The 12,695-nt window shown below is 63.5% G+C and carries 12 protein-coding genes; 8 read left to right on the top strand and 4 right to left on the bottom strand.

Translation table 11 applies throughout. The features are described 5' to 3' along the window. The first annotated feature begins 152 nt into the window (after positions 1–152). From CLM60_RS10300 to CLM60_RS10290, 3 genes are all read left to right on the top strand, one after another. A complete protein-coding gene (locus CLM60_RS10300; protein ID WP_095589065.1) occupies positions 153–497 on the top strand; it encodes a hypothetical protein in 345 nt (114 codons plus the stop codon). Between the two features lie 100 nt (positions 498–597). Beyond that, positions 598–1,218 carry an exopolysaccharide biosynthesis protein gene (locus CLM60_RS10295; protein WP_095589064.1) on the top strand — a complete coding sequence of 207 codons (621 nt, stop codon included), beginning with the start codon at positions 598–600 and terminating at the stop codon, positions 1,216–1,218. 111 nt (positions 1,219–1,329) lie between these two features. Next, entirely contained in the window at positions 1,330–2,718 is a 1,389-nt protein-coding gene (locus CLM60_RS10290; RefSeq protein WP_095589063.1) for a DEAD/DEAH box helicase, read from the top strand. A 226-nt stretch (positions 2,719–2,944) separates the two neighbouring features. Here CLM60_RS10290 and CLM60_RS10285 read toward each other — a convergent pair whose 3' ends face one another. From CLM60_RS10285 to CLM60_RS10275, 3 genes are all read right to left on the bottom strand, one after another. Then, positions 2,945–3,706 carry a DUF695 domain-containing protein gene (locus tag CLM60_RS10285; protein ID WP_095589062.1) on the bottom strand — a complete coding sequence of 254 codons (762 nt, stop codon included), beginning with the start codon at positions 3,704–3,706 and terminating at the stop codon, positions 2,945–2,947. Positions 3,707–3,917: 211 nt separating this feature from the next. After that, positions 3,918–4,526, bottom strand: a complete 609-nt coding sequence (locus CLM60_RS10280; RefSeq protein ID WP_095589061.1) for a biotin transporter BioY — start codon at positions 4,524–4,526, stop codon at positions 3,918–3,920. Positions 4,527–4,667: 141 nt separating this feature from the next. Then, positions 4,668–5,111 carry a DUF6314 family protein gene (locus CLM60_RS10275; RefSeq protein WP_095589060.1) on the bottom strand — a complete coding sequence of 148 codons (444 nt, stop codon included), beginning with the start codon at positions 5,109–5,111 and terminating at the stop codon, positions 4,668–4,670. Between the two features lie 67 nt (positions 5,112–5,178). Between CLM60_RS10275 and purB the strand changes: the two genes are divergently transcribed. The 4 genes from purB to CLM60_RS10260 all read left to right on the top strand — a co-directional run bounded on the left by purB (position 5,179) and on the right by CLM60_RS10260 (position 8,940). Continuing rightward, entirely contained in the window at positions 5,179–6,483 is a 1,305-nt protein-coding gene (gene purB, locus CLM60_RS10270) for an adenylosuccinate lyase (RefSeq protein WP_095589059.1), read from the top strand. Between the two features lie 85 nt (positions 6,484–6,568). Continuing rightward, complete coding sequence (locus CLM60_RS20660; protein ID WP_141246493.1) at positions 6,569–6,730, top strand: carbohydrate-binding module family 14 protein; 162 nt, start codon at positions 6,569–6,571, stop codon at positions 6,728–6,730. A gap of 171 nt (positions 6,731–6,901) precedes the next feature. Next, positions 6,902–7,936 carry a flagellar motor switch protein FliG gene (locus CLM60_RS10265; RefSeq protein ID WP_245848344.1) on the top strand — a complete coding sequence of 345 codons (1,035 nt, stop codon included), beginning with the start codon at positions 6,902–6,904 and terminating at the stop codon, positions 7,934–7,936. Positions 7,937–8,034: 98 nt separating this feature from the next. Next, positions 8,035–8,940 (top strand): lysophospholipid acyltransferase family protein, encoded by a 906-nt coding sequence (locus tag CLM60_RS10260; RefSeq protein WP_095589058.1) that lies wholly within the window; start codon positions 8,035–8,037, stop codon positions 8,938–8,940. On the opposite strand, the gene CLM60_RS10255 is transcribed toward CLM60_RS10260, so the two are convergent. Next, complete coding sequence (locus CLM60_RS10255) at positions 8,937–9,623, bottom strand: DUF1223 domain-containing protein (protein ID WP_095589057.1); 687 nt, start codon at positions 9,621–9,623, stop codon at positions 8,937–8,939. The two genes, CLM60_RS10260 and CLM60_RS10255, sit on opposite strands and share 4 nt — an antisense overlap. 228 nt (positions 9,624–9,851) lie before the next feature. Here CLM60_RS10255 and acnA point away from each other — a divergent pair, with 228 nt between their 5' ends. Beyond that, complete coding sequence (gene acnA / locus CLM60_RS10250; RefSeq protein WP_095589056.1) at positions 9,852–12,599, top strand: aconitate hydratase AcnA; 2,748 nt, start codon at positions 9,852–9,854, stop codon at positions 12,597–12,599. Positions 12,600–12,695 lie beyond the last annotated feature (96 nt).

Here is a 12,695-nt window from a genome sequence, read left to right as displayed (position 1 = left end):
GTACTTTACATTTCTCATCGCAGCCGATTCTGTCAAGGTCGCTTTACATATGGCCGAAGATACCACCCCGCCGCAGCGGCGCGCGCGACCGCCATATATTTGCCGAACTCGTCCCCCATACCGTGCCCCGCAACATGTGACGGAGTGACGGTATGATGCGGCGGTTGGTGCGCCTTGTGGGGTTGATGAGTGTGGTTCTGGTGCTTCTTGGCGTGTTCACGCTTTACGCCGCGCCCGAATTCATGCTGCCCGAGCGGATGCGGGTTCTGGCGCGGGCGCTGCCCTCGTTGGCGCCGCGTGAACCGGTGGCGGTGCTCCCCCCCGCACAGGCGACCCCCGCCGCGCCCACCGTGAACCGCATGACCCACACCCCGCGCACCGCGCCCACCGCCGACGCCGACGCGTCAGCCGCCGCGCCCGCACCGGCGACCGAGGCCCCAGCGACCCAACGCACCCTGCCGGTGGCCGAGCGCAAGACGATCCGCATCGGCGACTGAGGCGCCGCAAACCCGCCGACCGCGGTTGCAGGAACGCCCCCATGGTGCCAGTGTCGCGGCGCAGCATGACGGGGCGGGAACGGGCCGGGTGACACAAGGAATGGGTGAACAGCACGGCAATCACGCCCTGACCGGCATGCTGGATGATCTGGAACTGATCCTGCGCGGCCGCGATGTGGTGACGCTGGGCCAGGTGATGGATTGCCTGGGCGCGCGCGGGTTCGGGCCGATCCTGCTGGTCTTTGCGATCCTGATGATGCTGCCCGTGGGGATGATCCCCGGCATGCCCGGTATCGTGGGCGTGGTGACCGCCACCATCGGCACGCTGATGCTGATCGGGTCGAAGCGGCTGCACCTGCCGATGCGGCTGCGCCAGATCCCGCTGCCCGCCCGCGCCCTGCGCGGCGTCGTGAACTGGGCCCGGCCCCATACGCACAAGCTGCACCGGGTGCTGCATCCCCGGCTGACCTTTCTGGTCGAGGGGGTGATCCCCCTGCGGCTGCTGGCGCTGGTGCTGATCCCCACCGGGCTGCTGATGCTGGTCATTGGATTCATCCCCGGCCTGCCCTTCGTCCTGTCGGTTCATGTGCTGCTTTTCGGCGTCGCGCTGGCCACCCGCGACGGGCTGTTTGCGCTGCTGGGATACGCGATTTGCCTGCCCGAAGCGTGGCTGATTACGCGTTTCTGGCCTCAGTCGCTGCAAATCCCTTGGTTTTCTTGACCTTTTCCGGTCCTTGGCGTATGCAACGGCAGAAATTCGAAGATCGGCAATTCGGCCGGTCAGGCCGCGTAAGTCATGCGGCCGCGCATGCCGCAGTCTTATAGGAACCGAATGACCAAATTTTCCGAGTTGGGGCTGGACCCCAAGGTACTGTCCGCCGTCGAAGACGCGGGTTACGAAACCCCCACACCGATCCAGGCCGGGGCGATTCCCCCCGCCCTGCAGGGGCGCGATGTTCTGGGCATCGCCCAGACCGGCACCGGCAAGACCGCCAGCTTCACCCTGCCGATGATCACCATGCTGGCCAAGGGCCGCGCCCGCGCCCGCATGCCGCGCAGCCTGGTGCTGGCGCCGACGCGGGAACTGGCCGCGCAGGTGGCGGAAAACTTCGACATCTATGCCAAGAAGACCAAGCTGACCAAGGCGCTTCTGATCGGCGGTGTGTCGTTCAAGGAACAGGATGCGCTGATCGACCGGGGCGTCGACGTGCTGATCGCCACGCCCGGCCGCCTGCTGGACCATTTCGAACGCGGCAAGCTGCTGCTGACCGGCGTCCAGATCATGGTGGTGGACGAGGCTGACCGGATGCTCGACATGGGGTTCATCCCCGATATCGAACGCATCTTCCAGCTGACCCCCTTCACCCGCCAGACCCTGTTCTTCAGCGCCACCATGGCGCCCGAGATCGAGCGGATCACCAACACCTTCCTGTCGAATCCCGAGAAGATCGAGGTCGCCCGCGCCGCGACGACGTCGGAAAACATCGAACAGGGCGTGGTCCTGTACAAGGCGTCGCGCAAGGACCGTCAGGCCAAGGAAAAGCGCGCCCTGCTGCGCGCGCTGATCGAGTCCGAGGGCGAGGCCTGTACCAACGCGATCATCTTCTGCAACCGCAAGACCGAGGTCGACATCGTCGCCAAGTCGCTGAACAAATACGGCTATAACGCCGCGCCGATCCATGGCGATCTGGACCAGAGCCAGCGCATGAAGACGCTGGAGGGATTCCGCGACGGCAATCTGCGGTTCCTGTGCGCCTCCGACGTGGCGGCGCGGGGCCTCGACATCCCGAATGTCAGCCACGTGTTCAATTTCGACGTGCCCAGCCATGCCGAGGATTACGTCCACCGCATCGGCCGCACGGGCCGCGCCGGGCGCAAGGGCAAGGCGCTGATGATCTGCGTGCCGAATGACGAAAAATATCTGACCGCGATCGAAAGCCTGGTGAAACAGGAAATCCCGCGCGTCGAAAACCCGATGAAGGATCTGCCGCAGGAAGAGCCCAAGGCCAAACCCGAGAGCAAACCGAAATCCGAAAGCCGCAGCAATGACCGCAGCGAAAAACCCGCCCGCGAGCCGCAGCAGAAAAGCAGCAGCAATAGCCGGTCCAGCCGTGGCGGCTCGTACAAATCCCGCGACAACAACCGCGTCATGGGCATGGGCGACCATGTGCCCGCGTTCCTGATGCGGTCGTTCAAGACGACGGAAGAAGCGGCGGATTGAATCAATAGACAGGGCATCAGCCCTGTCTGCGCCAAGCACCTTTATCGGCAAGGCTTACTTTGCGGTTGGGTCGTAACTACCTTTACGCAGAAAGCCAGCATTTTTGACAAGTTTAAAACTTGCGCTCAAAATACATCCGCTCGAACCAGAAACCAGAATAGATAAATGCTACCTCAGCGGCCAATAGCAGGGTGCTAGACACTATCTGAACAGTTTCAGGCCGGTATTAACTTGGGTTGTACTTTGCCTGATAGCAGCCCCAGCCATCATAAGTTCCATCGAGCCCCTCGGCCAGTTGAGCCAATTCGAAGGTAATTGGATCGAGGCCTGAAGGCGGATCTGCTCTTTGGATAAGTAAATTGAACGTCTTCCGAATTAAGCCACTTTTGTTGACCTGCACTGCAAAGCCCATTTCACTCACGATCCTGGCATACTCCGCTGCCTTCTTCCTGTCTCTGAAAATCACATTGTGATCAATCGTACGTGGTATGCTCAAATCATCGCCCCCTTCGAGAAGCTGATCAAACACTGCACGATTTGAAATTTCATTAATCGCTATGGCATTCGGAAACAAATCGTCAAAATAGGTGTTCCAAGAAGTGTCTTCAAAACTGAAAATCGACGTCTCATAGTCGGGAAAAGTTTGACCGATCAGATCGACGAGCTTTTTGAAGTCAAAGTCAAACGCGCCATAGAAATAGAACTTGCGCTGGCTGTTACCTGTTTGTCGCGCGATATATTTCAATTGTTTGGTTTGTTGCTGTTCGATCAGATCCTCAATGTCGCAAAGGGTTTGAAATTCCGCGTTTGTTGACATTCGGTGTTCCGGATGCGGATTCTGCAACTTGAACGCCACGCAATAGAAGGTCGTCAGACCCTCAATAGGCGCCGCCTCTGCTACAGAAAGATCGACCATGGTCGAATGCGGCATGCCGTCGATTTCACATGAGTAGAAATCCCACCTAGAGTCAGCAAAACCCGATGACATTGGCTATCCTTTAGTTTCCATTCTAGGGACAGGATAGCAGTTAAAATTCAATGCGATCAACAACGCACAATCGATAACTTCCAGAGCAAGTTGCATTGAAATGTTCGTGTTTTTTGGTCAGCAAAACTTCTAGAAATAGCTTCAATACCCCAACAAAAAAGGCGCAGCCCGCAGGCTGCGCCTTTCTCAATGTCTCGTGTGACCCGATGGATCAGGCGCGGGCCTTGCCGACCAGCTTCCACACGGCGGGAACGATCAGCGCGGCCAGCGCGAGCTTCATCGCGTCGCCGATCAGGAAGGGCGTCAGGCCCCATTCCAGGATCGGCTTTTCCCAAGTGTACAGGTGCGCCAACCACAGGATGCCGGGCACATAGATCAGCGCGTTGCCGATCAGCAGGCCCAGCCCCATCATCGCGACGTTGCGGTCCCAGCCCTTGCGCGCGGCAAAGCCCAGCGCCAGCGTTGCCAGCACATAGCCCACCAGATAGCCGCCGGTGCCGCCCATCATATAGGTCAGGCCGTTCTTTTCCGCCGACGAGCTGGCGAAGATGTCAAAGCCCAGCGCGCCGATCGCCATATAGCCCAGGATCGTCACCAGACCCAGACGCGGGCCATAGGCCGCACCGATGGTCAGAACGGCAAAGGTGCCCATGGTCACCGGAACCGGCGACGGCGGGATCGGGAATTTCAGCTTTGCGGCAGTCGCCAGCACGGCAATGCCCAGGATCACCAGAACCGCCTGCTTGATCCGCAGCGCGGTGCCCTCGTTCGCGCCAAAGGCTTCCGCCAGAACCGCGTCATTCGATGTGATGGTCGCCATGGTTGCGCCCCTTTTGTTTCCGATTGGCGCTGTTTTTGCCCCAGCCCCGCGCGCGGCGCAAGGGTTTCCACCCTCCCGGCCCCGCGAATCCGCAAATATGCAAACCCGCTGCGAAGCCCGTGGGTATAATTGCAAACCCTGCTAACCCCGCTGGAATTCAGTCTCGCTGGTGTAATCCTTGCGCGGCCCCGTGACCTGCCAGCGGGCGGTCCAGACCGGCCAGCCGCTGAAATCATAGGCCACATCATAGCTGTCGGGCGGGCAATCGTGATGGGCCGCGGGCGCCGCGCCCGGCCCGATCACATGAAACGGGCGGCCATCGTCGAAAAAGACCGCGATGCCGTCGCCCTCGGCCCGCCACAGGTAGCGGCGCGTGGCGCGGATGGGGGCCTGTCCGGGCAGGATCAGCGCCCCGTCCTCGTCCCAGATCAGCCCATCGGGATCGGGCCGGAACGTGACCGTGCCGGCAAACCGGATCACCTGGCCGCTCTGCCGGTCGGTGATCACGCGCTCGGCCTGCCATTGGCCCGCAAAGGCCGCCAGCCCCGGCCGCGTGCCCGTGTCGGTTCCGTTCTGCCCCGCCATTGTCTTGCCCCCTGTCCGCCTGAGCGGTAAGAGACCCCGAAACCACCGAAACGACAAGGTCTGCCGCATGATCCCCCGCTATGCCCGCCCCGAAATGGTCGCCATCTGGTCGCCCGAGACCAAGTTCCGCATCTGGTACGAGATCGAGGCGCATGCCTGCGACGCACAGGCGGATCTGGGCGTGATCCCGCGCGAAAACGCCGAAGCCGTGTGGAAGGCCAAGGATGTCGAGTTCGACGTGGCCCGCATCGACGAGATCGAGGCCGTGACCAAGCATGACGTCATCGCCTTTCTGACCCACCTGGCCGAACATGTGGGCAGCGAAGAGGCGCGCTTTGTCCATCAGGGCATGACCAGCTCGGATGTGCTGGACACCTGTCTGAACGTGCAGCTGGTGCGCGCGGCCGACATCCTGCTGGCCGATCTGGACAAGGTTCTGGCGGCGCTGAAGAAACGCGCCTATGAGCACAAGGACACCGTCCGCGTGGGCCGTAGCCACGGCATTCATGCGGAACCCACCACGATGGGCCTGACCTTTGCCCGCTTCTATGCCGAGATGGACCGCAACAAGGCCCGCCTGCTGGCCGCGCGGGACGAGGTTGCCACGGGCGCGATTTCCGGCGCGGTGGGCACGTTCGCCAATATCGACCCGGCGGTCGAGGCGCATGTCTGTGACAAGATGGGCCTGCGCCCGGAGCCGATCAGCACGCAGGTCATCCCGCGCGACCGGCACGCGATGTTCTTTGCCGTTCTGGGCGTGATCGCCAGCAGCATCGAAAACGTTGCGATCGAGATCCGCCACATGCAGCGGACCGAAGTGCTGGAGGGGGCCGAATTCTTCTCGATGGGGCAAAAGGGCTCGTCGGCCATGCCGCACAAGAAGAACCCGGTCCTGACCGAGAACCTGACCGGGCTGGCGCGGCTGGTGCGGATGACCGTCATTCCGGCGATGGAAAACGTGGCGCTCTGGCATGAGCGTGACATCAGCCATTCGTCGGTCGAACGCGGCATCGGGCCGGATGCCACCGTGACGCTGGATTTCGCCCTGAACCGGCTGGCGGGCGTGGTCGAGAAGATGCTGATCTTCCCCGACAACATGCTGGACAACATGAACAAGTTCCCCGGCCTGGTCATGTCGCAGCGCGTGCTGCTGGCCCTGACACAGGCCGGTGTCAGCCGCGAGGATGCCTATGCCATGGTCCAGCGCAACGCGCTGAAGGTCTGGGAAGAGCGCGTGGATTTCCGCGAACAGCTGCTGGCCGACACCGATGTGGTCGCCGCCCTGGGCGTCGATGGCATCAACGAGAAATTCGACATGGGCTATCATACCAAGCATGTCGACACGATTTTCGCCCGCGTTTTCGGCGAATAACGGACTGCGCCCGGGGTCTGCCCCGGGCGTGCTAGGCCGATTGTGGGGAATCTGTTAGTCTCTGTTCCATAGAAGGGAGACTGACATGACCATCAAGACCCTGATTTCTGCTTTCCTGCTGACCGTGGTGCCCGGATTGGCCCTGGCCGAAGGATGCTCGCGCGGGCATCTGGAAACCAGCCAATGCGCCACCGGACAGTTCTTCGACGCCACCACCAAGACCTGCGTCGACAAGGCCACAAGCTAGGCCGGTTCAATCCGGTTTTCCGACCCGGTGCGGCAAAGTTTCCGGGCGTCTTCCGTGCGGCCTCTGCGCTGACATCCCAAGACTTTCAGCGTGTTCGCCGCGCTGCGTAAGGCGGCGTTAACACCTTGCGGTCCATTCTGCGGCCAGATCGTCCGCAGGAGAATCCGCCCCGTGTCCACACAAACTGCGCCCGCCGCCCAGAAACCCGCGCTGAACCGCCGCCGCAAGGCCGCGATCATCGTGCGCCTGCTGCTGAACGAGGGGATGAAGCTGCCGCTTGACCGCCTGCCCGGGGCGCTGCAGGCGGATCTGACCTCGGAAATCGGCAGCATGCGCTATATCGACGCCGAAACCGTGACCGCCGTGGTGGGCGAGTTCCTGGAGGAGCTGGGCCGCGTCGGGCTGACCTTTCCCGGCGGTCTGGATGGCGCGCTGGCGCTGCTGGACGGCCATATCAGCGCCGAGGCCGCCGATAGCCTGCGCCCGGTCGGGGTGAAACCCGCGCCCTGGCCACGGCTGGCGGCGCTGCCCATCGAAACGCTGGCCCCCGCCATCGCCGCCGAAAGCACCGAGGTCGCGGCGGTCATCCTGTCGAAGCTCGATACCGCGCTGGCCGCCCGCATCCTGGGCCAGATCCCCGGCGACCGGGCGCGCCGCATCGCATATGCCGTGTCGCTGACCGGGCGGGTCGATCCCGACACGGTCCAGCAGATCGGTGAAACGCTGGTGGCACAGATGGAGCGCAAGCCGGTCACTGCCTTCGATCTGCCGCCCGAGGACCGGATCGGCGCGATCCTGAACCTGTCGCCCTCGGCCACGCGCGATTCCGTCCTGGCGGGGCTGGAGGACGACGACGCAGGCTTTGCCGCGGGTGTGCGCAAGGCGATCTTCACCTTCGATGACATCCCCGCCCGCCTGCCCGAACGGCAGGTGCCGTCGGTCACCCGCGCCGTCGCGCAGGATGTGCTGGTCACCGCGCTGGCCGGGGCCGCGGGCGTGGCCGATGCGGCGGCCGACTTCATCCTGTCGAACATGTCCCAGCGCATGGCCGACCAGCTGCGCGAAGAGATGGAAGAGCGCGGCAAGGTCAAACTGGCCCAGGCCGAAGAGGCGATGGCCGAAATCGTCCAAGCGATCCGCAGCCTGGAAAGCAGCGGCGAGGTCACGCTGATCCAACCCGACGAGGCCGAGGCCGAAACCGCCTGACCCGCGCAGGCGTGCAGCGCGCTTGAGCTTGCGGATCAGGCGGCTTATGTCTGCCCGGACCCGCGCCGATACCGGTGTGGCAACAACCGGGGACAGCGATGGCGCAGCCCAAGCGGAACGAGCACAGCGTTGGCAATTGGCTGTCGGATCGCGTCATCCGGGGGCTGATCCGTCTGGCGCTGGCGCTGCCCTATGGCGCGCGGGTGCGGTTCGTGGGTGCGGCGACCCGCAACGTGATCGCCCCGCTGGCCGGATACCAGGCCCGCGCGATGGACAACCTGGCGCGCGTCTATCCCGACATGCCCGCCCCCGAACGCCGCCGCATCGCGCGCGCGGTGGCCGACAATGCGGGCCGGACCCTGATCGAGAATTACTCCACCGCCGAATTCACCGCCCGCATGGCCGATGTGACCCCCACAGGCCCCGGCATGGCGGCGCTGGAACAGGCCCATGCCGATGGGCGCCCGGTGGTTCTGGTGACCGGCCATTTCGGCAATTACGAAGCCGGGCGCGCGGCGCTGGTGGCGCGGGGTTACAATATCGGTGGGCTCTACCGGCCGATGCGCAACCCCTATTTCAACGACCATTACGTGCGCACGATGGAAAGCTTCGGCGGCCCGGTCTTCCCGCAGGGGCGGCGCGGCACCGGCGGTTTCGTGCGGCATCTGAAGGCCGGCGGCATGCTGGTGCTGCTGACCGACCAGCACCAGGCCCGCGGCGCGCGCACGCGCTTCATGGGGCTGCCGGTGAAAACCGCGACCTCGGCAGCCGATCTGGCGTTGAAATACGATGCGCTGCTGATCCCGTTCTATGGCACACGCGCCGCCGACGGGCTGAGCTTCAGCGTCGAGCTTGAGGCGCCCGTCCCCCATAGCGACGGCCAGACGATGACACAGGCGCTGAACGACAGCCTGGAGGCCCGCGTGCGCGCCCGCCCCGAACAATGGTTCTGGATTCACCGCCGGTGGAAGGTCAAGACCAAGCCGCCGCGCGCCCGCGCCTAGGGCAGCCGCGCCGCCGCCAGCACCGCGCCGGGCCCCTTGCGCTGTACGATGATGACACCGGGCAGATCGCCCGACAGTTTCAGACGCAGCGACAGCGGCGCCGCGCCATCCCATTCCGCGACCTGCTCCCACGAGCGCACGATGTTCGAATAGGTCAGCGTCTTGCCCGCAAGCTCGCCGCGTTTGATCGCGACCTGGGCCTTGGGCGTATAGCGCACCAGCTGCACCACCATCGCCTCGCCGCCGGGCACCGCCGGTGCCGTCACCACCAGATCCCCGCCCTGCGCCTGCAGCGCAAGCGCCACCGGCGCGGCGGTCTTGCGCTGTTGTTCGATCCGCTTCATCAGCTCCATCGCCTTGGCACCGATGATGTGATCGCGCCCGCCCACGATCATCTGCGGGGTATAGACCGTGCGATGCCCCGCCGCATGGGCATAGGCCTTTTGCCGCCGGGTAAAGGCGGGATCGGCGAAGCTGTCCTTCCAGCCAATGTAATCCCAGTAGTCCACATGCAGCGCCAGCGGGATCACCCCCTCGTGCCCCGCCAGATCAGCCAGAAGCGCATCCGCCGGCGGACAGGACGAACAGCCCTGCGATGTATAAAGCTCGACCACGACCGGGTGATCCTGTGCCAGCGCCGCACCGGGCAAGACCAGCCAGAGCATCAGAAAGAAGCGGACCATGTGCAAAAAGCTACCTTTGTTGCGGGGTGATTTCACCGTATGTAACCCATCGCCCAAGGGCTTGCCAATCAAGGTTTCGGGAGCGCGCGGTGAGCTGAAATCCGCGTGGCCGCCCATTTTTGTGTACCATTGCATACATAAATCCGCGCTCCCCTCTTGATCGGCGTGCATGGATAGGGCATGAGCATCCCAAGCCATGACCCTATCACCTCCAAGGGAGCCATCTTCATGACAATTACCGTCGGGCAAGACACCGCCAAGACACGCAAGACGCTGACCGTCGGCGCGCAGAGCGTTGCCTATTATTCCATCCCCGCCGCCGAAGCCGCGGGCTTGGGCGATTTCTCGAAACTGCCCGCCGCGCTGAAGGTGGTTCTGGAAAACATGCTGCGGTTCGAGGACGGCAAGACCGTCAGCGTCGACGACATCAAGGCATTCTCGGAATGGGCCGACAAGGGCGGCAAGAACCCGCGCGAGATCGCCTATCGCCCGGCGCGCGTGCTGATGCAGGATTTCACCGGCGTTCCGGCGGTCGTGGACCTGGCGGCGATGCGCGACGGCATCGTGGCGCTTGGCGGCGACCCCGACAAGATCAACCCGCTGAACCCCGTTGACCTGGTCATCGACCACTCGGTCATGATCGACGAATTCGGCAACCCGCGCGCGTTCCAGATGAACGTGGACCGCGAATACGAACGCAACATGGAACGCTATACCTTCCTGAAATGGGGTCAGAACGCGTTCAACAACTTCCGCGTGGTGCCGCCGGGCACCGGCATCTGCCACCAGGTGAACCTGGAATACCTGGCCCAGACCGTCTGGACCGACGAGGACCAGAACGGCGAAACCGTCGCCTATCCCGATACGCTGGTCGGCACCGACAGCCACACCACCATGGTCAACGGCGCGGCCGTTCTGGGCTGGGGCGTTGGCGGGATCGAGGCCGAGGCCGCCATGCTGGGCCAGCCGATTTCCATGCTGATCCCCGAGGTCGTGGGCTTTGAGCTGACCGGCCAGATGGTCGAGGGCACCACCGGCACCGACCTGGTTCTGAAGGTCGTGGAAATGCTGCGCGAAAAGGGCGTTGTGGGCAAATTCGTCGAATTCTATGGCGAAGGTCTGGATCACCTGCCGCTGGCCGACCGCGCGACGATCGCCAACATGGCCCCCGAATACGGCGCCACCTGCGGCTTCTTCCCGATCGACGGCGAGACCCTGCGTTACCTGCGCAACACCGGCCGCGACGAGGACCGGATCGCGCTGGTCGAAGCCTATGCCAAGGAAAACGGCTTCTGGCGCGATGCGGATTACGCGCCGGTCTATACCGACACGCTGAAGCTGGACATGGGCACCATCGTGCCCGCGATCTCGGGCCCGAAACGCCCGCAGGATTACACCCCCCTGAACGAGGCCGCAGGCGCGTTCTACAAGGTGGTGTGCGACTATCGCGGCGTCGATGCCTCGCAGGAAGCGCGCGAAATGGCGTCCGAGGGCCCGGCCCCGGCGCCGTCGGTCGACCCGCGCAAGAGCCAGCCGGTCGCGGGCGAAGACTATGCGCTGCGTGATGGGTCGGTTGTGATCGCGTCGATCACCTCCTGCACCAACACATCGAACCCCTATGTGATGATCGGCGCGGGTCTGGTGGCCCGCAAGGCCGCCGCACTTGGCCTGACCCGCAAGCCCTGGGTCAAGACCTCGCTCGCGCCCGGCTCGCAGGTCGTCAGCGCCTATCTGGAGGCCGCGGGCCTGCAGGAGGATCTGGACAAGATCGGCTTCAACCTGGTCGGCTATGGCTGCACCACCTGCATCGGCAACTCGGGCCCCATCCAGAAGGAACTGTCCGAAGCGATTGCCGAGGGCGACCTGGTGGCCACATCCGTGCTGTCGGGCAACCGCAACTTCGAAGGCCGGATCAGCCCCGACGTGCGCGCCAACTATCTGGCCAGCCCGCCGCTGGTCGTGGCCTATGCCATCGCCGGTGACATGAATATCGACATCGCCAACGAACCGCTAGCACAGACGCCCGACGGCAAGGATGTCTATCTGAAAGACATCTGGCCGACCTCGAAAGAGGTGGCCGAGCTGGTCGAGCAGACCGTGACGCGCGAGGCGTTCCAGTCGAAATATGCCGATGTGTTCAAGGGCGACGAGAAGTGGCAGGCGGTCGAAACCACCGACCAGAAGACCTATGACTGGCCCTCGGCCTCGACCTATGTCCAGAACCCGCCCTATTTCCAGGGCATCACCATGGACACCAAGAAGATCGAGAATATCGAAGGCGCCAAGGTCCTGGCGCTGCTGGGCGACATGATCACCACCGACCACATCAGCCCCGCCGGGTCGTTCAAGGAAACGACGCCCGCCGGTCAGTACCTGATCGAACGTCAGGTGCCGGTGCGCGAATTCAACTCCTATGGCTCACGCCGTGGCAACCACGAGATCATGATGCGCGGCACCTTCGCCAATATCCGCATCAAGAACGAGATGCTGGACGGGGTCGAGGGCGGCTATACCAAGGGCCCCGATGGCGAACAGACCTCGATTTTCGATGCCTCGATGGCGTATCAGGAGGCGGGCACGCCGCTGGTCGTCTTCGGCGGCGAGCAATATGGCGCGGGTTCCAGCCGTGACTGGGCGGCCAAGGGCACGGCCCTGCTGGGCGTCAAGGCGGTGATCGCGGAATCGTTTGAACGTATCCACCGGTCGAACCTGGTCGGCATGGGCGTGATCCCGTTCGAATTCACCGGCGGCGACACCCGCAAGACGCTGGGCCTGACCGGGGACGAGACCGTGTCGATCAAGGGGCTGGACACCGTAAGCCCGCTGGCCGAGGTCCCGTGCGAGATCACCTATGCCGATGGCAGCACCAAGGAAATCACCCTGAAGTGCCGCATCGATACCGCGGTCGAGATCGAATACATCGAAAACGGCGGCGTCCTGCACTATGTGCTGCGCAACCTGGCACGCGCCGCCTGATCCAGCCGGATCAGCAAAAAAACGAAAGCCCCGGCAGCGTCCGGGGCTTTTGCTTTACGTGGGGTCCACGGATCGTGAACAAAAAGTTTCTTTGAA

It is taken from the genome of Actibacterium ureilyticum, from assembly GCF_002285435.1.
GTDB lineage: Bacteria > Pseudomonadota > Alphaproteobacteria > Rhodobacterales > Rhodobacteraceae > Actibacterium_C > Actibacterium_C ureilyticum.
Note: the sequence above shows the minus strand (reverse complement) of the source record. Positions and strands in the feature narration are given on the sequence as shown.